Here is a 21,063-nt window from a genome sequence, read left to right as displayed (position 1 = left end):
CCATTAAGCCATTAAGCCATTAAGCCATTAAGCCATTAAGCCATTAAGCCATTAAGCATATGCTAACTATATTCATATAGAACAATCAAGATAAATCCGGTTTTCGCTAGCGGATACATTAGTATAATTTCGTTTTAAGCAATTGATAAATAAATAACTTAAATAACCCAACTAACGTACATCGCACCGTTAAATCGACATGTAGTAACCTTTGTATTTCGTGACCAACAAAAATTAACTTAGCGGGCTAACACGACAACACACCCCCCAATTAAATAAAATAGCCGAACTTTATTCGCTCGGCTTTCTCTGGAAGGTTTATTAAAGTGATTATAAAATCTCGTCGGCAACCTCTTTTGCGTTCCGACATTTAATCAACTTGCGTGTAAACACCTTACGCTCAAACGTTTTACTCAGTTTCTCTGCTACATCTTTTAGGTGAGATGGCTTTAAACCCAACGACAGAAACGCACTCTCCTCGCTAAAACCTTCTAAATGTTTTCCCGTCACTTGCTCATAAGCTTCGATAATCGACCCAAATTCTGATGTCGTTAACGTCGTTTTAGCGTTGTTCGGTTTCTCATTGTTCTGAGTAACAGAAGCTGAAGCGAGTTGTGGAGAGCTCACCGTCTGAGTCATTGAACGAACCAACTCTTCTCGCGCTTGAATCCGGTCAAACTTTCCATTTCGAGAGAGAGGCAGTTTATCCAATTCAAGTAACTGAGAAGGTACATGGGAGTTTGGTAAGCATTGCTGTGCAAAGTCACGAATAGCAGCAGCATTAGCGACTTGGCCATCCGCCACTTTATAGATCGCACCTAACGCTACGTCTCCATTACGTTCGGTATAGTCGACAATCAAAACTTGCTCAATCAGTGGGCAGCGATTTAACTCTTTCTCAATATCGGGTAACGACACACGGACGCCCCTAACCTTCACATAGCCATTAACCCGACCAGCAAAAATAATGGTGCCATCTTCACGATAATAGCCTAGATCACCGGTTCTAAACGCTCTGACCTCACTACCTAGAGCATCAATTATCGTCACAAAATCAGTTTGTGTAAGCTCTCCATCAGATAAATACCCTGACGCAAGGTTTACTCCTACTGTCATGATCCGACCTGCTACTCCTTGTGGAACATGTTTACCCAATCCATCCATAATAAAGTACTGATTTGCAGGGAAAGGCCTGCCATAAGGAATAACCGATTTGTCTTCGTCGGTAACAAAGTGCCAGATACTCCATATCGTGGTTTCGGTAGGACCACCAATTGAGACAAGGCGAATATCTTGCTCCAGCGCTCTAAGTTCATCAATCGTTTTAGGTTTAACGTAATCCCCCCCTTGGCAAACTAAGCGTAGAGATTTGAGTTTTTCACCCTGCATACAAGACAACAACATTTCCATCAATGCCGGAACTGACTGCCAAATAGTAATACGGTGCTTCTCAACCAATTGATTCCAACGAATCGCGTCTTTTTCTTCACCAGCCTCTGGTAATACAATGGTTGCCCCGCAAGTAAACGAAGCATAAATATCAAACACAGAGAGATCATGATGGAACGGCGTTACGCACATCAACACATCTTCAGACGTTATTTGCCAAGCTTTACACGTTTCCCCGATGACATTGGAAGTTGCTCTGCTGTTCACTACAACGCATTTAGGTTTACCTGTTGTTCCCGATGTATACAGATAATAAGCACCATGCTCACTTTGACTAAGCACCTCTAAGTCCGTATTGGAGAGTGATGGATAAGCCTGCTCAACAGGTTGCAATAGTGCTTGATAGAGCACTGAATTTTTACGCTGTGACGTTTGGTTAGTTACCACTAAATTGGCATTGCAATTACTCAGTAGGTAATCCAAACGCTCTTCTGGTGATGAAGCATCGATAGGCACCCATATAATCCCTGATAATGAACAGGCAATCGTCATCACTAAATGCTCAGGGCTCTTTGGCAAACAGATGGCCAACACATCACCTTGCTTCAAGCCAAGGTGAGCAATATGCTGCATCACCTTATGGACGTCCTCCCCAAATGCCTTGTAGCTGATATGCCGTTCACCACAAATGACCGCGATATCATCACTCGCATTTTCCGCAAGATTACGCGCTATCTTGGATAAGAACTTGGAGCATTCAAACTCTTTTACATCACAGTTCAATTTATAGTGTTCAAGGTTGAGTACCTTATGTGAAGGGATGTCAAAATCATGGGTCTCACATACGGTCTCAATGTGACGCTCTATCGATTCAAGTATGGAGACAACCACTCGTTTATCTAGTGCGTCAACCGCATAGTCAAAACTCAATACTAGATTTCGCCTTTCATCAAAATTAAGGCGGATATCTAACGCGACTTGAGGGGTTTGGGTTATACCATCAAAGAAGACGAGTTCATCGTCATCGGATAATGCATCCCAAGTTAGACCATTCGTCACTACAACAGGTAAAGCCAATGAACTGGTTCGCGAAGTCATTAACTGACGATTGATATCAACACCAGAAAAGTCGAGATGATCAAGCGCCTCAAACATATCATTTTGCATACCCTGTGCTCGCTCTAGCAAGCTGCCTTTATTCTTTCGGTACTCCAAAATCACGAACGTCGAACCATTACCAAGAGGTTGATCGCTTTGTGGGATCGCTACCGGAAAACCAACTCTCATCTCTTGTTCTGTCGTCCAATACGACATCCCTTCAAGAACAAGAGCAGAAAGTGCTGAGTTCAAAAACAAGCTGTTGGCTGCACTCGCCATCGTTAACTGAGTTAATGCAGTTTTGTCTATAACAATGCTTTCTCGCTGGTAACGCGAAGCCTTTATATGATCCAATCGCTGTTTCCATGGAAGTGAAGGTGGCGCGCACTCTGGGTCAAGCTTACTTTGCCAGAACGACATATCTGCCTCCCTTTTGGCAGTGTCATGTTCACTATCAAAGTGATTGGTCTCAGCGCTGTTAGCACAGAGCTCATGCAAATGCCCGCTATTCTTTTTCAATAATTCAGAAAGAATCAGGGAGTGTGTTCTACCATCAACAATTAATGCATCAAAACTGGTAAAGACAATGGTCTGATAACCGATATCAGAGTCAGGCAATTGAATAACAGAAACACGCCATGGCGACTTCGACAGGTCGTGCATCGTGTGATTACTCACTTGACGAATTTTACCAACTCTCTCTAGCGCTTGCTCAATCGACAAGTGTCGAAAGTCATGGGAGTCAAAATTCAAAGTCACCTTAGACGACACCTGCTGAACAAGCTTGTTCTCATCGATGTGCATCCGTAACGCATCGTACTTTTTTACCAATGATTCGAGGCGAGACTCAACTAAGCTCGATTCTATTTTCCCTCGGTATTCCCGGAATTCATGCATCGCAGTGCCACCCATAGGGATATGAGTAGAGCGACCGAGTAGGTAAGATTTTTGTAGCTCTGTTAAAGGCTTTGGACAAGAGGTAACTAAGGGTAACGAAGGACATGCATAACCTAACTGAGCGAGCGTACTTTCCAAAGAGTTATGTATGCTATTAGGTTCATCAGCTAAAGATTGAACAATCGCAATAAACTTGTTAAACAAGGTATCGACAAAGCCTTTAGGGAACACGTCCATTCGCACATCCCAATTGACAAAAATACCTTCGTACGCAGGCGCGATTTGTGCATCTAATGTAACCTGAGCACCTTGAGAGATTATCCAGTTCATTTTTCCGAAGACTTTTGTGACTGCCTCAGAGAATAAATCATCACCTTCAACATCCATTCCCGATGTAAATACGATAGGCGATGCTTGCACGGTCCCATAGTAACGCGATAAATCTCGCATCACCGTTACACCAGAATAGCTTTCATGGTTGAGTAATTGGTTCAGTTGATTGGCAGTACGACGACAATGATTAAGCGTTGATTCTTGAGCTTTCAAGCTAGCGCTGTAGATCAGCAAGTTCGAGAAATCACCTATCGTTGTCTCTGCATCGTTCGTATAGAAACCGCGGTGAAAAGTCGGCACATTCAATCGAAAATCAGGGCTGTTACAAGAGCTACCTACGGCTTGAGAGAAAAGCGTTAGAAAAAGTTGGGTTAAGGTTAAGTGGTGTTTCTTGGCTAACTCTTCGATCGAAGACCGTTGCTCTTGAGTCAACTGATGTGTGAACCGCTGACTGTGCCCATGCTGACGATCAATATCCCCATTAACATACGGAAACTCAGGTGCTCCAGCGATGTCTGGTAATCGTTGTTGCCACCATGTCTTATCAGACTGTCGTTTAGCTACGAGGTAATTGTCCGCAGCTTGTTTATCTAAATATTCAAAGAACGAATTCTTCTCTTGTGTCTCGTTGCCTTGATGTTCATCGCTATAGAGCTTAGCCAACTCTTCGACTAAGATTCGGAAGCTCTGTGCATCCACAGCAATCATGTCTACGTCTATATGCAAACGGCACTGCACTTTAGAATGACGTGTGATACCGATCTGCGCGGCCTGCCCATTGTCTAAATCCAGTTTCTGGTCAGTAATAGCAGTGCGCTTCTCTATTAAAAAGTCACGGGTAGCCGATGGTGAAAGGTGTTCAATATCATCAATGATAAGTTGATGAACAGAAGATAAAGGAGCGATGGTTTGTTGACCACCAGAAGTAACTTTCATCCGTAACATAGGATGATTGATGTACAACTTCCTCACCGCACTTGCCAATTTTTCTGAGTCGATATTTTCACCATCAAATTCAGCATAAATATGAGCCGCTACGCCTCCCATCGATTGGCCTGTTTGCCTACCGACATAATAAGCAGCCTGTACAGTCGTCAATTCTCTCATCTTCATTTCCACACTCATTCATCCATTTAATGTGCCACGAGGCTTATTAAACTAATGTAATACACCAGCTTAAGAATAAACTCAAACAAAAATGATAAGCGTTATCATTTTTGTTTAATACTGACTAATATGAGTTGATGTACTGATTGTATTGGGCATGATCTCACTACATCACCCAACAATAAGCTTGACAACACCTAGCTCCTATTTCAATAATCCTCAAAATCAAATGATAATAATTATCATTTATTGGAATTGAATGTTTTCCAAATCATACCTGGACCGCGCATTTGATGAAGCCATAACATCAAGGAACACTTGTTTTAGGAGGAAGGATGCAAGAGTTAGAGAAGCAACTTAATTCAACCACGATAGAGCCACTGCCGAGTGTGATTGATGTAACGAGTGAAATCACTCTAGACGAAAAAAGTGAACGATTTATCCGTGATAAAAGATTCGAAATCACAGAAATTTTAAATGGGAAAGATAACCGTCTGCTCGTTATCATTGGACCTTGCTCCATCCACGACCCAGAGGCTGCTTTAGAGTATGCTCGTAAGTTGGCCGAACTACAGAACAAATATCGTGACCAGCTCTTGATCGTCATGCGAACCTATTTTGAAAAACCACGAACCCGCGTCGGTTGGAAAGGGCTCATTGTCGATCCCGATTTAGACAATAGCCATAAGATGAGTAAGGGGCTGTTTGTCGCAAGAAAATTCTTAAAAGATGTTGTTGATCTAGAGCTTGCAACGGCAACCGAGTTTTTAGACACCACCGTGTACCCATATGTATCTGATTTAATTTGTTGGGGCGCTATTGGAGCAAGAACCACTGAGTCTCAAACACACAGACAAATGGCTTCAGGCATCCCGTGCCCTATTGGGTTTAAGAATGGAACGGATGGCAATGTAACGATCGCGATTGACGCAATTCACGCCGCGAAATCTCCTCACCTAGTTTATGTCTCTGGTTTTGGTAATACACCCATGTCTGCAATGACACATGGCAACCCTAACGGACATATCATTTTACGTGGCGGAAAACAGCCAAACTATACTAACGTACACGTCTGTGATGTAACAAAACAATTAGAATTAAACGGCCTTAACCCCCGAATCATCATTGATTGTAGTCATGGGAACAGTCTGAAAATTGCCAAAAATCAACTCAATGTAGCCAGAAACATTGCAGAGCAAATCATTTCAGGAGAGCAGTACATCGCCGGCGTTATGTCTGAAAGCTTCTTAGTCGGAGGGGCGCAAAATATAGATGCGACGCCACTAACCAGAGGTCAATCCATCACTGATGAATGTCTAAACTGGGAAGATACCGTTGCAATTCTCGATGTCTTTGCAAATGCAATGGTAGAGGCAACTCATAAGAAATTATCGACGGTCGCTTAACCTAAAATTTTATATGGCGCATGCGCGCCATATAACTCTATGATGTCTAGTTATCGAGCGTTGCACCACCATCAATCCGCAAGTCATGCATAGTGATATGATTAGCTGCATTAGACATCAGAAACAATATCGATTGAGCAATATCTTTGGGTTCAGCAATCTTGTTGAGCGGAATACCTAGACGAAACTGCGTTGCATCTCCGGCAATGACCTGCTCCTCACCATAACTCTCATTCCAAAGTTGCAATTGCATTTCTGTACGTGTAGACCCTGGGCTCACAATATTGCAACGAATCCCCAAAGGCGCGAGTTCAATACCAATGGATTTTACAAACATGTGTAACGCCGACTTAGATGCTGCATAAGCCCCCATATTTGCTCTAGGAGTATTGGCAGCATTCGAACCGACAACAACCATATTCCCCTTCCCCCGATCTTTCATACACTTAGATACCGCCTGCATTGTGGCTAGAGCACCAAACGAATTGACCATAAATGTGTTTTCTATCTGCTCGAATGACATATCACACAGCGCACCTAAATGAAGAATACCAGCACAACTCACTAAGTGGTCAAACTCACCGTACTCTGCTACCCAATGATAAATACTCTGTTTTACTAACTCAGGTTTTGACAGATCCAACGGTTCAACCCAGAGCTGATCTGGATACTTTCTCGCTAGAGATTCAGATTTAGTCGCGAGGAGTTGGCTATCAATATCCGTAGCGAGCACCTTAGCTCCCGAGTCCAACAAACTCTCTAACGTGCTAAAACCAATACCTTTTGCAGCACCCGTTAATAACACTAATTGTCCTTCAAGAAATCTTTCCATATACCTAAACAACCGAATAATAAACAATCAAAATTGCGACTTTTGTATGCATTTACATAAAACAAAAATCAAAGAATGTGAGCAGCCTTCAATAATGACGATTTACATCAAATAGAAATCATTATCATTAGCATTTAAATAAATGTAAATGTAATCTTACTGACCAAAATAAGCAACCCGATGAAGTGCATGACAAATGAGTTCCTTTAAGAACATCAATGTAAGTAATTGCACATCGTCATAACGATCTATACACAAAGAGGGACCTGTTATGAAACGTGAAGTCATTGGCTATTCAAAAATGGAAAGTGATCTGCTAGATAGAGAGCTATTGTCATCTCCATTTTTCTTCGCTTCTCCCAGTAATACGATGATGGGTAAAGGTATTGAAAATGAGTTCCACCAGCCTATTGCATTTTCAGAGCTAGCCGAGAAGGCGAACGAAATGCTCCAGGCGGCTAAAAAATCAGAAGCCGATAATCCAGTGCTATTTGGTGTCGTCCCATTTAACGAAGAAAACCCGACTAAATTTATTATCCCAGAGCAGTTATTCATCTCTAGTAGTACAAGATCCTTACACTCAAATCCGCTTTCTTCTGCCGATGCGCACGTCATTTCTTCCCCAAGCGGTAATCATTATAAGCAAGGGGTATCCGACCTTCTTGATATGTTTGCCAACACAGAGCTTTCAAAAGTGGTTCTTTCTCGGGCTATTGAAGTAGAAACAGACGCTGATATTCAGCAGCAAACTTTGCTTCGTAATCTGTTATCAATCAACTCGAAAGGCTATACGTTCGCAGCGAATATCAATGACAACCAAAAGCTAATGGGGGCGAGTCCAGAACTCCTTGTTGCAAAAAAAGGCAGTTATCTCACCTCTAACCCACTCGCAGGATCGCGCCCGCGTTCTGAACTGGACGAACAGAATCAAAGCTCAACAAATTCATTGCTCAATACCAACAAAGATCTGCACGAACATGGTCTAGTTGTAGAAGAAGTTGAGCGTGTGATGAGCAAGTATTGCCACAACCTGTACACACCTATGATTCCATCAGTCATAGAAACAAAAACCATGCTTCATCTCTCCACGGAACTAGAGGGTCAAGTCAGTAACCCTCACACTAATGTGTTGGAAGTCGCTGCTGAATTACACCCTACCCCTGCAGTTTGCGGTTATCCGCGACAGAAAGCGTATGAAGCTATCCGAAAATTGGAGCAATTCGACCGAGGGTATTTTACCGGTATGGTTGGTTGGTGTGATTCAAGAGGTAATGGGGAGTGGGTGGTGACGATCCGTTGTGCTGAGGTCCAAAAACGACAAATGAAAGTTTTTGCTGGAGCAGGTATTGTTGATGAATCACATCCACAAAGCGAACTGGATGAAACTGGTGCCAAAATGAACACCATCTTAACGGCAGCAGGTATCCAACTTAAAGATATGTTGACGGCATAGGTAGACTCATAATGTCGAATGAACATATGGATTATACAGATTGGCCAACACCCCAAGCTTCTTTGTATAGAGAGCTAGGTTATTGGCAAGACAGAACTCTTTTCGATCATTTTCAGCACTCAGTTGAGCGGTGTGGTAACAACATGGCTCTTATCTGTGGTGAGCGTCAATTTAGCTATTTACAAGCCGCAGAGAGAGTGTCTCAAATGGCTTCAGGTTTTCAGTCTTTAGGGTTAATGAAGGGCGACAATGTCGTATTACAAATGACAAACGTAGCCGAATTCTATTTCTGCTATTTTGCCTTGTTACAGAAAGGTATTCGACCCGTTTTAGCTCTTCCCGCTCATCGCTTCTCAGAAGTATCTTATTTTTGCCAACACGCCAAAGCCAAAGCTTACATTGTAGATGGGAAACATACTGGCTTTAATTACCAAGCCTTAGCTAAGCAAGTGTTAGATGAAAGTAATGAATTAGAACATATCATCGTTCGCTGTGATGCTACGGACTTGGCAGATCCAAGGTTCACATCGCTTGATGATTTCACGGGGCAACCCGATGATAAACAAGAAGCAGAAGCATCTGAACTGGCATTTTTCCAATTGTCAGGTGGAACAACCGGTACGCCAAAACTGATACCTCGAACCCACAATGACTATGCTTATAGCGTGATTGGCAGTAACACTATCTGTAAGTTTACTGAAAACACTCGCTACTTATGTGCGCTGCCGGTTGCACATAATTTCCCATTAAGTTCACCGGGAGCTTTAGGGGTCTTTTTCGCTGGAGGTACGGTTGTTCTTACGCATGACCCTACCCCAAAATCAGCGTTTAAACTAATTGAAGAGCATAAAATTACCGTATCGGGCTTAGTTCCCCCACTAGCACTGCTGTGGATGGAGCAGGCTCAATCCACTACTCATGATCTTTCAAGCTTAAAATTAGTTCAAGTCGGTGGCGCTAAGTTTAGCCAAACGGCGGCTACAGACCTACCAAACAAGTTAGGTTGTCAGCTTCAACAAGTCTTTGGTATGGCTGAAGGGCTAGTGAACTACACTAGATTGGATGATCCTATGGAAGTTATTGCCTCTACCCAAGGGCGCCCTATTTCACAACATGATCGGATTAAAATCGTGAATGAAGAGGGGGAGTCAGTATCCTGCGGAGAGGAAGGTTTTCTTCTCACTCAAGGTCCTTACACCATTCGCGGCTATTACCAAGCAAAAGAACACAACCGTCTTTCATTCGACCAACAAGGGTTTTATCACACTGGTGACATAGTTAAACAGACTAAGGACGGTAATATCATTGTAACAGGGCGAGATAAAGACCAGATTAACCGAGGGGGGGAAAAGATTGCAGCAGAAGAGGTCGAAAACCATCTAATTCGACACGATGGGGTTCATGATGCCGCTCTCATTGCGATACCTGACGACTACTTAGGAGAACGAAGTTGCGCTGTAATCGTTAAAGTCGAAGGGGCAGACATAAATCCCTTCAAACTAAAATATTTCCTACGTGATTGTGGCTTAGCTGATTACAAAATCCCAGATTTAATCAAATTTGTCGATTCATTGCCCAAGACACCTGTCGGCAAAGTGAATAAGAAACGCCTCCGAGATGCGTATGCTTAAGCACCCAAAGGTACTAACAAAAACCGATCTCATGAGATCGGTTTTTGTTTTCTAAAACAGGCAAGCTAGTACTCTTCATCCATAACTTCATGGCGTTCATCATGGTATGCTTCTTCATCCTTACCTCGTTTCCAGTAAGGAATCGCATACATATCTTTTCTAGACAGCTTGTACTCTTGTTTAAGCGCTTTACGACACGCAATCACGCTTTCATTTTCACCCGCAATGAAAGCCGAAAGCGAGTGAGATCCATTAGGTGCAATTAAGCCGGAAATGGCTTTGCTCAATAGATATTGATCACTCTTTTCGTCTCTCATTAGCCACTTCAAAACCAGACCTTGCGGATGCTTAATATCATGCTTATCTGCAGCATCCTCTATCTCGATAAATACATGGCCTTGAGTGTCGGAGGGAAGGTTCTCCAAAATAGCACTAATGGCTGGTACTGCTGTTAGGTCTCCCGCAATAATATACCAATCTGCGGGTTCAATTAATGGCTCAGGCCCAGCAGGGCCTACAAGGCCAATTTGGAAACCTTGTTCTGCTTTAATCGCCCACCCACCGCCGGGAGAATCGGTTCCGTGGATCACGAAATCGATATCAAGCTCATTCACATCGGCTCGATACTTTCTGACGGTATAGGCTCGAGGCACGGGTTTATGCTCAGGCCAAATCACAGTTTCACCTTCTCGATAAGGTAACTGCAATATCCCACTCTCCCTATTGGGGAAAAACACTTTTATGTGTGTACCATTTTGATCTTCAGGGAACCCTTTTAAAGAGTCGCCCGTAACAGTCACTCGCAGTAGATGCTTTGAGATCTTCTCCTTACGAACAAAGTCCAACAACATCGGATGTAAACGCACTGGTTGATCGCTCATCAATTTACCTCTTAAGAAATTCTATAAATAATTGGCGCTAACTTGCGAGCAATTATGCTGGTACTTCTTCTGCGTGGTTCTTCAGTGTCGCTTCGATTGCTTGCCACCACTCTTGCAATGAAACCGCTTCAATGAGCTGAGCGAATGAGATATTTGCGCCCTGCTTATTCCACTTCTCTACAAGTGTCATCGCTCGCATCGAATCTAGCCCCATGAAGATTAGATTTTCATTCACATCAATCTCTTCATAAGAAACACCTAATGTTTCGGCCACGTCAGACTGCAAAACATTGAGGCTAAGAATACTCTCTTCATTTGGGTTGATTTCCGCTATAGCTTTATCGAGTGTTTTAATGCTTCCCGTTCGGCCTGATATGTAATTGAGAGTGTGGATATGGTCTTCACGCGAAAAATCCGCGATCGCATCACCGATAATAAAGGGCTGTACATCCAACATGAATGCATCCAAAGCAGTCGATAAAATGCCAATGTGCCCGTAAATACCAGAGATGATCAGCTGAGTTTTTTGATTGTCTTTCATGTAATCAAGCAATGGGGTTTTCTTAAATGCACTGTAACGCCATTTAACGTACTCAATATCATCGCTTTCTGGAGCGAGCGTTGATACGACAGGAGTATGATCGCCGTTTAGCCCCGGACCCCAAAAGTCAGTTAACAAGGCTCTATCTTTTGGGTCTTGATTTGCGGGTTGTGCGGTATATACAACCGGGATTCCCGCTTGTTTCGCTACGTGTTTTAACTGCTGAATGTTCGTTAAAATGTCCGCCATAGGTGACGAATCAGCCTCATAGTAGCTCACAAAATACTCTTGCATGTCGTGAATTAAAAGTACCGCTTTACTAGGTTCGATCGTCCAGTTCGTTCTGTTTATTGGAAACTCATGGTGTTCTGGCAAGTCGTAACTCGCTATTTTCGGTATAGTCATTTGTAATTGTCCTTAATACTCTAATCAGCACTGACGCTCTCTTCTGTCATCTGATCAATTAAATCTTTGGCGCTTAGTAGTCAAAGTGGTGATCCAACAGGAATATGTGTAACCCTCTAATACATACTCAACGGATAAGTTCAAAACACTCTTATCACGTTGCCGTATTTTCGGGTTCTTCTGCTGAAAGCCCCCTTTCGGTACGCCAATGTTTAATTTGCTGATTAATGTACCAATGGGTGATACTAGAGAATAACGTTTCGACATACTCGCTACTCATCCCGGCCTCTTCTGCCCATTTTTTTCGGTCTTCTAGCATTTCAGCGACACGCTCTGGTGCCGGAATACTCTGCTCACTGGGCTTAAATTGTGCGGCGGCTTTGACATACCCTAACCGCTTAGAAAGAATATGAACGATCTCCTTATCAAGGGTATCTATTCCGATTCGTATATCATTGAGACTTTCGCAAACTTCTGGCTTCTTTATAGATGACACGTTGATTTCCTTTAGTCTTTGTTCCCTGTAATGACCCATTGAAGAGTGTAATAATAGAAGCACCTTTCTCAGGCTCGACGACAAGTCATCCTTCTAGAGCACTCTCGATTCAATCAATAGGACGTTGTTTATCGACAATATAGAGCTACGGTAAGCAGCTCGCGTTAGTTAAACTGGCGTATTAACCCAAGGTTCACCACTTGGACCAAGCAATCGCTTTTTATCAATTTTACCTACCGCTGTTTTGGGCAGATTAGAGACAATGAGCAATTCGTCTGGCTGTTTGAAAGAAGCCATCCCTTGGTCTTTTAGGAAGGTGCGTAGCTCTTGCAAAGTTGGGGAAAGCCCCCTTTTCACGACAGCGACTCCGATCCTTTCGCCTAGATGTTTATCAGGTACCGCAACCACGGCGACCTGTGCAACATTAGGATGCATAAGTAAATGCTCTTCGATTTCATCGGTAGCAATACACTCACCAGCTCGGTTTACGACGTCCTTAATTCTGCCAGTCACAACGATATATCCCCTCTCATCAACAATGGCTCGATCTCCACTTCGGTAGAAACCATCTTGAGTAAATGAGCGTTGGTTGTGTTCCTCTGCACGGTAATACCCTCTTAAAGTGTAGGGACCGCGAGTGAGTAGTTCGCCTTCTTCACCCATTGGAACAGTGTTCCCCTCAGCATTGACTATGCGAACCTCATCCCAGCGACTTACAGGTCGACCTTGTTTCGTCGCAACCAAGGTTTCATCATCCCCTAACCGAGTACAGGCGATCAGGCCTTCTGCCATACCAAAAACTTGTTGGAGTGCGCCGGGAAAGGTTTTTTGAACATCAAGAGCATCAGAATAGGCTAGCTTCGAGCCACCGACTTGCATCAGTCTTAGGCTAGATGTATTCGCACTTTCCCATTCTTTAGCCGCATTCCATAGCTGCGCAAGCGCGGGAACCAAAGCTGTCGCCGTCACTTTATTTTTCTCGATAACATCAAAGCAGTAATCAGGACTGGGGTTGGAACTGAAAATGGCACTTCCTCCAACATCAAGCGCTCCCAATAAACCGGGACAACCCAAAGTAAAATTATGCGCGGCAGGTAACACTGCGAGGTATACCTCGTCGGACGACAACTCACTTGCTGCTGCACAACTTTGGATGTTGAGACGATAATCGTTATGACTTCTAGGAATGAGCTTAGGTAGTCCCGTCGTTCCACCAGAAACTAAAAACAAAGCAGGATGATTTGGGTTTGGTCGTTCAGGAACGAACTGGCCAATATTACCCAGAGGTAAAGACGGATACTTTCCAGAGTCTCCCACAATATAGATATGCTTAAATGAAAGGGACTCTTCCGACAGTGAGTCAGCTATGTGTAGTGCTCTTCCATCGTTTTCTAAGTTAGAACCGAAGTAGGCCCTTGCGCCAGATACTTTCATGAAATGGCGAATTTCAACAATACCATGTGCCGGCAGTGCCAATACCGGAATCAAGCCAGCTCTTTGTAAAGCAAAAAACACTTTTGCGAAATAAATGCTGTTAGACACCTGAAATACGACCCGGTCTCCAGCTTTTAACCCGACCTCTTTTAAACCCGCGGCTATTCTGTCTGCTTCAGACTGCAACTCTTCATAAGTAAGGCTACCCGTCGGATCGGCTACTGCAGGTTTAGTTGGATGCAGAGCAACCCCTTCACTCAAAATTGCCCATAAAGGTGTGTTTAACCATAAGTTGTTCTGTTCAAACTTCGCAGATTGACGATCTGGTTGATCAACAAAGCCATATAACAAGCCATATAACAAGCCATCTTGACAAAGCTTCTCCTTGAGCACGGTTTCCATGTCATTCCTTATTGTATGTTGAAGTGCTAAGACCAACGCTTGGAAGTATTAAGATACCCAAATCGATTCAGCACAATTGACGCCTATCAATACATGTAAATGCTAATAATAATCATTTGTATATAACAATCAAGTGGTGATATCGTGTATAGCGAATTTGAGTGAAATATTGGAAGTAGAAGATAAACTTCCGAAAGAAAAGGAAATTATTTTGTCTAAGCAAGAAGCAAATATTGATCTGGTAGAAATAATCAGTCAGGTATTAAGTGTTCCAGTCGAATCGGTAAAGCCGGACGTTAACCTCATCGAACTCGGTTTGGATTCAATCAGTATGATGCGCCTAACAGGCCAACTAAGAAATGCAGGGATAAACATTAGCTTTGCCCAATTAATGGCGACGCCAACACTCGAATCTTGGCAGACGATCATGACCTCTACTGAAGCTACAGCCTAAATTAAGGTTCTGACTTCTAGCACCTTAAACATTTTGACAACCGTTTGGGATCAATAAACGCCTTGCTTTGAGCAAGGCGTTTTTATTATATCTAACCGATTAGAAGTACAATTCTACTGAACCACCAATTTGGCGAAGTGCTTGCTTCGTAATATCGTCTCCACCGAAATTGAATGTTTCTTTCTGAGAATCAAACAAGTTTGTAGCGAATAAAGACATACGTCCGTTAGTAAACACATACGCAACTTGTGCATTTGCAACCCAGTAAGCATCAATACTCTGGTTAGCTGAGTTTTCAACGTCACTGAAGTAATCTCCAGTGTAATTCGCATTACCACTCAATTCGAAATTCTCAGCAAACATGTATAAAGCACCGAAGCTTGCCGTCAAAGAAGGGGCACGAGCGAGTTCTTTTGAGCTATTAGCATGATCTTTGTAGCTTGTTTTCAACAAACCAAGTGAAGCCAATAGCTCTAGGTTAGATGTTGTTAACCAACGGCTTCCTAGTTCTGCACCGTAAGTATATGCTTCATCAACATTATCAACTTTCACATCACCTTTTGATGAAGTCTCCAGTACTTGGAAATTATCATAGTCGTTGTAGAAGACGTTAGTTGTTAACTCAAGTTCATTATCTAGCAGACTATGGCGAGTGAAGAATTCATAGTTCCAAACGTATTCGTCTTCATACGTATATGAAGAAAATGCCCACGTTTTGTTATTGAAGCCAACACCGCCACCTCCAGAGTTAAAGCCCTTAGCTGCTCGGATACCCACGGTTTGATCTGATTCAGGCTTATAGGCAACTTCAAGCTTAGGAAGGAATACATTTGATGTTTCATCATAATCTAAGCCGAAGCGACCCGGGGCAACATAGCGTTTTTTGCTTTCGCGTTCGAATCGCCCTGCCGCTACAACTTCGATGCTCGGCATCACCAAGTACGTCACTTCAGCGAATGCCGACATAGCACGGTTTTTGCCTTCCATTGGTATAGATGACCCAGTCTGTTCAAATACATCATCATCTTCAGATTTGAAGTAGCGTAAACCAAACAAACCAGAAAGATCTTCGCTAAGGGAATCAAATCGAACCAAAGGCTCTATTTGGAACTCATTACCTTTCGATTTGAAATCCTGCTTTCTGCCCGCAGGATCAGTGATTCGATCGTAGGTGCGATCGGTGTAGATCAAATTATTTTCGAACACTAACGTATCTGAGATGTCATAAGATACATCCCAAATGCCGCTTGTTGACTGAGTTTCGTAAACAGCTCTATTGATCTTTGTCTGTTGAGATTCAGATTGAGGTCCAACGGTATCCATATGGGCAATCGTTAACGTGGTTTTGAACCCAGGAAGGCCTGCTGGCTCTAGTAAAAATTTACCGCGAGCTGTCGTCATCTCAATTCGATTAGGGTCACCGACAGGTTCATAGGCAGTAAGGTCTGCATAACTACTGCGTTTTTGTTGATCAACACTCAACCTGAAGGCCAGTTGATCTTCAAGTATTGGCGCTGAGATTACCGCAGCGGTTTGAGAATAGTCTTGCTGACCAATAGCAGCCTTAACTTTGCTCTCAAAATCGTAAGTCGGATCATTGGATTTTAAAACGATAGCACCCGCAGAAGCATTTCGACCTTGGACATAGCTTTGCGGTCCAAGATAAATTTCCGCTTGCTGCATATCCCATAAAGAGCGAGGACCGAACGCGACTTCAGAATAGCTGAGTGAGCGTCCATCAATTGAAAGATTCAATCTTGGCACAGAGCCACCAAAGGCTGCAAGACCACCGAATGAAGGACCTGACCCATCAACACCACGAATCGATGGTAGGTTATTACCCTGACCTGAATCTACAATGTTCGGTGTTAGCTGCAGCAAGTCATCGACCTCAGATGCACCTGGAGTAGTCGCAATACGATCTTCATCATACACATGCACGCTTGAGCCCGTATCATAAATCGAACGTTCTATTTTCTCGCCATACACGGTAACTTCAAAAGTAGTTTTTTCTTCGTTAGCGGTAGTTTCATTATTATTGTTCGTCGCTGCAAAAGCTTGACCACTGACACAAAGTCCCATGATGATTGCAGATAAAGTACGTAGCTTGAATTTGCTATTTCCTAGCTCATTCACTGCCGCGGGGCGTAATGCTGTCATTTAAAATTCTCCTTGATTAAGCATTAACTTTAGGTGGGCTCATGTACGGCATTTATAAGGAAAACTAGGGAAGACATTCAAAGGTTGAAAACGCAACAACTCAAAACGAGTATCAGCTGTACTTCCTTAGCTCCTTATTGACCACTGCTTTAATACATGAGCCAAAATTCCGACTAAAAAACGTCACATTGAACAAGGCCTAAATCACTCAACGAATAAATTGAAAAATGATTTTCCTTTCAATGACCTGACGAATTTTCAACCGTACTTTATCGGTTGCATATTTAAATGTAAAGCATTCTCATTTGATATTGATAATAATTATCATTTTTAACGATTGGCTTGGGTTTGGCATTCTGATTTTTGATGGTTAGAGCACCTAACGAGATGCCCTATTCATAAGGAGGGTTGAAACAAAAATTTAAAAAATAAGACAGCATTAAGCTTATGCAGAATTAATCTAAGACAGAATTTAGAGCTTTAGATAGGTACTTTAGTAAATGATTAGCATGATCAGTTAGTTCATGCAGTTCAAAGAGGTTGCTCTCTGCCTCTATCTTTAAATACATGTTTTTCGCTTGCCTTGAGCCGCGAAAGGTTACGTTAAACCCGTCCGCAATTCCACCAGCAATAATACGACGTTTCGTTGAGCACCCATGAAATTCTGTCGATTCAAAAGGCAAAATATTAATGAATGGTGAAATAAAATAGTGTCCGCCAGATGTGCATTTATTCTCTACTCGATACCGTCCATGGCAATAATTTCCCCTAAGCTCTTTTACCGCCCTTCTGAGATATGAATCCACCGACTCATCATCGGCAACCTCTCCGATATAAGGAATAGTATTGACCATTAATGACGGTAGGTTTGCACAAGGATTACCCATTCTATTCATAAATGGTAGCCACACAGGCAAAGGAAAAGACGTCTGTTCGTCTGATCGCCAATGCCTATAAAGATACGCTGTACACAGTAAGGTGAGAATGTCACTCCAACCAATCATTAATTGCTTAGATACCGTGATAAGAGAATCACTAATCGACTCAGGAACATCCCTCTCACAATAAACTGTATCAGATACCGAGATATCGTGGTTACTCAGCGTCAGATTGGCTGAATCAAGATAATTACCCCAATAAGATCGGTCAACATCGAAACGGTCACTGTGCAAATAATCGGTGTTTTCTTTGAGGTAAACCTCGAACGTCTTAAAGCGGTGTGTAGGCTCGGTGTTATTCATTAAACACAGATAAAGCTCCGAACAACGCTGCTCAATTAGACTCATACTGTAACCATCGACCGCAATATGATGAGTTCTCAGATACCAAAGTACTTGCTGTGCTCCAACAACATAGAGCTGTACTTTTGTAATCACATCCTTTTCCAAATCAATGGCCGTCTCGACATCAGAGCGCAAATATGCATTTACTTGTTCTTGCGCGCTTTCTTCTCCGCGTAGATCGATGACCTCCACTGTGGGTTTTGCGTCAAAACAAACCATTTGAACTGGATAATGCTGATCTTCCAATCGTCGAAATCTAAGAAGCAAAGCTTCCGCTTCTGAAACAGTCTGATTAATGGCATCAGCTAATTTTTCGAGATCGATAGAGCCTGAAATTTCCAAACAATGGGCTACTGTCGATAAAGGCCTATCTGGATGTTGAACGAATTCGTCCCAATACGCTTCCTGCGCATTAGTCAGTGGATACCAATCTTGGCGAGTCATTATGCTTTTTACCCAATTGATTAAGTTATTCGTAAGCCGCACGCACCTGCATCAATAACAAAGTACGTTCTACTTATTGTTGCCATGTTGCGACAGAAAGCGCTTGATCATTGAACCTACAATATCAGGTGCTTCTTGATGTGACGCATGTGCTGTCTGCGGAATGTTGGCAAAACAGCTGCCAGAAATTTTGCCTTTTAAAGCCACTGCCTCATCAAGAGAAAATATAAAATCGTTATCCCCTCTCATAATCAATGTTGGACAAAGAATCTGTTCAACTAAACCACAAGGATAACCCGACGCCGTTTTATCAAACCAAGCCTCTTTAACTGCATCAACCAGCTTAGGAAAATCTGGTTCTGGGTTAGTTGCCTCGTACAAAGCAACGTCGTCAGAGAACCTGTTGCGCCAAAAATCCGGAGTTAAACTGGATAATAGTTTCATAGATGGATCATCAATATTCACCTGCCATTGTGAACCGAGTGTCACCAAGCAAGAAACCCTATTTGGTTCTTGAGCGGCTAAGCGGTAGCCTACAATGCCGCCATCACTGAAACCAAATATCGAATATTGCTTAATTCCTAAAGCGTCGAGTACGGAATGAGCATCTTGCTGATACTGGCTGTAACTAAGTCGTACCCCCCCTAGCTCCGACTTACCATGTCCACGCAAATCGAGACTTATTAATTGATAATTGTCGAATAAATACTTGCGTAACGGCTCTAATTCATGGATTGACCCAAGTCCACCATGAAGCATCAACAGCGGTTCACCAGTAAGATTACCCGATATCTCGTAATATATAGTTGAGCCATTGACGTTTATATAACTACTTGTATTTATCATTTTTCTTCCACTTCGAACTCTTTCAATTAATTTAACTGATAATGATAATCTTTTCCATTAATGCTTTTATTGGTATTATATCGGTTGTATATTTGATGCTCCGTACATTGTAGCCAAACTAAAAAAGCCACTTTATGAGTACTATTAAACAGTTATTTGTATTAAACGCTGTCTGTATGACAGCGATGATGTCGATCATTCCAGTGATCGGTCCGATTATTCGCGAAGTTGGTTTAATGGAATGGCATGGTGGCTTGGTGGTCGCTATGTCGGGAATAGCTTGGCTTCTTAGCGCAAAAAAATGGGGGGAGACCAGTGACAAGAAGGGACGAAAACCCGTATTGCTAGTCGCTACTTTAGGCTATGCGTGCTCTTTTATCCTCATGACGATATGGCTAGATCTATCCCTGAAAACAACCTTTCACTCACTCATCATACTCATAGGAATGATCGTTGCTCGCACATTCGTCGGCCTGTTTTTAGCGGCTATTACGCCTATTAGCACTGCGTTAGTGGCAGATATTACCTCGCCCAAAGAGCGACAAAGTGCCATGGCAAGTATTGGGGCAGCAAGTGCAATAGGGCTAGTTGCAGGGCCAGCTTTAGGTGGAATGTTATCTCAATACTCTCTGACACTGCCGTTGTACGTATTGTCAGTATTCCCATTCATCGCCTGGGTTACTATCAAGATCCGCTTACCAGAAACAACCATAATCCACGAGCCTTCCGAGAATACTCTAAGCTTTTTTGACCAACGACTTCGCTTCCCGGCACTCGCTATGTTCGCTTGTATGTTTGCTGTTATAACAGCCCAGATCATCATTGGATTTTTAATACTCGACCGCATCCGAGATACATCGGAACAAGCAGCTCAGCTGTCTGGTATCGTTTTGACCATCACTGGAATCACGTTAGGCATCACACAAGCTTTCTTAGCCAAAATGAAAAACAACGTATTACTAAAGAGTTTCATGATGGGTCCAATAATGGCATGTGCTGGCCTCGGTATTGTGTCAGTAGCACACTCAGCTACGCTTCTTATTACAGGCTATATATTTATGGCAATAGGGTTGGGACTCTTGTTTCCGGCGATACAAGCTATCACCGCCAACTCAGTAGATATGAACGAACAAGGTGCAGCTGCAGGTACAATTTCTGCCATCCAAGGGCTATCTTCCATTGTGGGGCCAATCACTGCAACGATACTTTATCAATACAACCAAAGCCTCCCATATTGGGTCGCCGCTTCGCTGATGGCCGGACTATTTCTGTTCGTACTCATGAATCAATCTAAATTCAATTCTCAATTTGAACACACTGATACGGAAATAGCGTAGAAAAATTAATGTCAGTCACAGTAAGTAAGTGAGCATAAAACTCTCAGGAAAAAGGCTTAAGAACAAGGCAGCTATTTTCGACAAGAAACTTCGATAAGTCGTTATTCTACAATCAAAATTTCTAACGATGTTACCGAGTGATTAACAAGCTAGGCTTACCCGTTGTTTACTATTATTGGTATTGCTAATAGTGGTATTTGCTACGATTGGTACATATCTAATGCAAACAGCAGC

Annotated in this window: 14 protein-coding genes; 5 read left to right on the top strand and 9 right to left on the bottom strand. The window is 42.7% G+C overall.

Going from position 1 to position 21,063, the window contains the following annotated elements:
* Positions 1-330: 330 nt before the first annotated feature.
* Positions 331-4,824, bottom strand: a complete 4,494-nt coding sequence (locus ACED59_RS14870; RefSeq protein WP_241820637.1) for an amino acid adenylation domain-containing protein — start codon at positions 4,822-4,824, stop codon at positions 331-333.
* Between the two features lie 335 nt (positions 4,825-5,159).
* On the opposite strand from ACED59_RS14870, the gene ACED59_RS14865 reads away from it, so the two are divergent.
* Positions 5,160-6,230 carry a 3-deoxy-7-phosphoheptulonate synthase gene (locus ACED59_RS14865; RefSeq protein WP_009846397.1) on the top strand — a complete coding sequence of 357 codons (1,071 nt, stop codon included), beginning with the start codon at positions 5,160-5,162 and terminating at the stop codon, positions 6,228-6,230.
* A gap of 46 nt (positions 6,231-6,276) precedes the next feature.
* Here the strand turns inward: ACED59_RS14865 and ACED59_RS14860 are convergent, their stop codons facing one another.
* Positions 6,277-7,062 (bottom strand): 2,3-dihydro-2,3-dihydroxybenzoate dehydrogenase, encoded by a 786-nt coding sequence (locus ACED59_RS14860; protein WP_009846396.1) that lies wholly within the window; start codon positions 7,060-7,062, stop codon positions 6,277-6,279.
* A 271-nt stretch (positions 7,063-7,333) separates the two neighbouring features.
* Here ACED59_RS14860 and ACED59_RS14855 point away from each other — a divergent pair, with 271 nt between their 5' ends.
* Positions 7,334-8,515, top strand: a complete 1,182-nt coding sequence (locus ACED59_RS14855) for an isochorismate synthase (protein ID WP_009846395.1) — start codon at positions 7,334-7,336, stop codon at positions 8,513-8,515.
* 11 nt (positions 8,516-8,526) lie between these two features.
* Positions 8,527-10,146: a (2,3-dihydroxybenzoyl)adenylate synthase gene (locus ACED59_RS14850; protein WP_009846394.1), complete on the top strand. Its 1,620-nt coding sequence runs from the start codon at positions 8,527-8,529 to the stop codon at positions 10,144-10,146.
* A gap of 65 nt (positions 10,147-10,211) precedes the next feature.
* On the opposite strand, the gene ACED59_RS14845 is transcribed toward ACED59_RS14850, so the two are convergent.
* The 4 genes from ACED59_RS14845 to ACED59_RS14830 all read right to left on the bottom strand — a co-directional run bounded on the left by ACED59_RS14845 (position 10,212) and on the right by ACED59_RS14830 (position 14,305).
* The gene (locus ACED59_RS14845) at positions 10,212-11,027 is read right to left on the bottom strand and encodes a siderophore-interacting protein (protein WP_009846393.1); all 816 of its coding nucleotides are present in this window, start codon (positions 11,025-11,027) and stop codon (positions 10,212-10,214) included.
* 52 nt (positions 11,028-11,079) lie between these two features.
* Entirely contained in the window at positions 11,080-11,973 is an 894-nt protein-coding gene (locus ACED59_RS14840) for an isochorismatase family protein (RefSeq protein WP_009846392.1), read from the bottom strand.
* A 154-nt stretch (positions 11,974-12,127) separates the two neighbouring features.
* Positions 12,128-12,469, bottom strand: coding sequence for an isochorismate lyase (locus ACED59_RS14835; protein ID WP_029223919.1), 342 nt, complete (start codon positions 12,467-12,469; stop codon positions 12,128-12,130).
* A gap of 168 nt (positions 12,470-12,637) precedes the next feature.
* A complete protein-coding gene (locus tag ACED59_RS14830; RefSeq protein WP_017097730.1) occupies positions 12,638-14,305 on the bottom strand; it encodes a (2,3-dihydroxybenzoyl)adenylate synthase in 1,668 nt (555 codons plus the stop codon).
* A gap of 211 nt (positions 14,306-14,516) precedes the next feature.
* Here ACED59_RS14830 and ACED59_RS14825 point away from each other — a divergent pair, with 211 nt between their 5' ends.
* A complete protein-coding gene (locus ACED59_RS14825; protein ID WP_032499777.1) occupies positions 14,517-14,759 on the top strand; it encodes a phosphopantetheine-binding protein in 243 nt (80 codons plus the stop codon).
* A 99-nt stretch (positions 14,760-14,858) separates the two neighbouring features.
* On the opposite strand, the gene ACED59_RS14820 is transcribed toward ACED59_RS14825, so the two are convergent.
* From ACED59_RS14820 to ACED59_RS14810, 3 genes are all read right to left on the bottom strand, one after another.
* Entirely contained in the window at positions 14,859-16,919 is a 2,061-nt protein-coding gene (locus tag ACED59_RS14820) for a TonB-dependent receptor (protein ID WP_017097729.1), read from the bottom strand.
* 455 nt (positions 16,920-17,374) lie between these two features.
* Positions 17,375-18,646 (bottom strand): condensation domain-containing protein, encoded by a 1,272-nt coding sequence (locus tag ACED59_RS14815; protein WP_371704963.1) that lies wholly within the window; start codon positions 18,644-18,646, stop codon positions 17,375-17,377.
* A gap of 69 nt (positions 18,647-18,715) precedes the next feature.
* Positions 18,716-19,492, bottom strand: coding sequence for an alpha/beta fold hydrolase (locus tag ACED59_RS14810; RefSeq protein WP_371704962.1), 777 nt, complete (start codon positions 19,490-19,492; stop codon positions 18,716-18,718).
* A 134-nt stretch (positions 19,493-19,626) separates the two neighbouring features.
* Here ACED59_RS14810 and ACED59_RS14805 point away from each other — a divergent pair, with 134 nt between their 5' ends.
* Positions 19,627-20,829, top strand: coding sequence for an MFS transporter (locus ACED59_RS14805; protein ID WP_017097727.1), 1,203 nt, complete (start codon positions 19,627-19,629; stop codon positions 20,827-20,829).
* Positions 20,830-21,063: the final 234 nt, after the last annotated feature.

This window comes from Vibrio sp. FF266, from assembly GCF_041439695.1.
Classification (GTDB): domain Bacteria; phylum Pseudomonadota; class Gammaproteobacteria; order Enterobacterales; family Vibrionaceae; genus Vibrio; species Vibrio tasmaniensis_A.
Note: the sequence above shows the minus strand (reverse complement) of the source record. Positions and strands in the feature narration are given on the sequence as shown.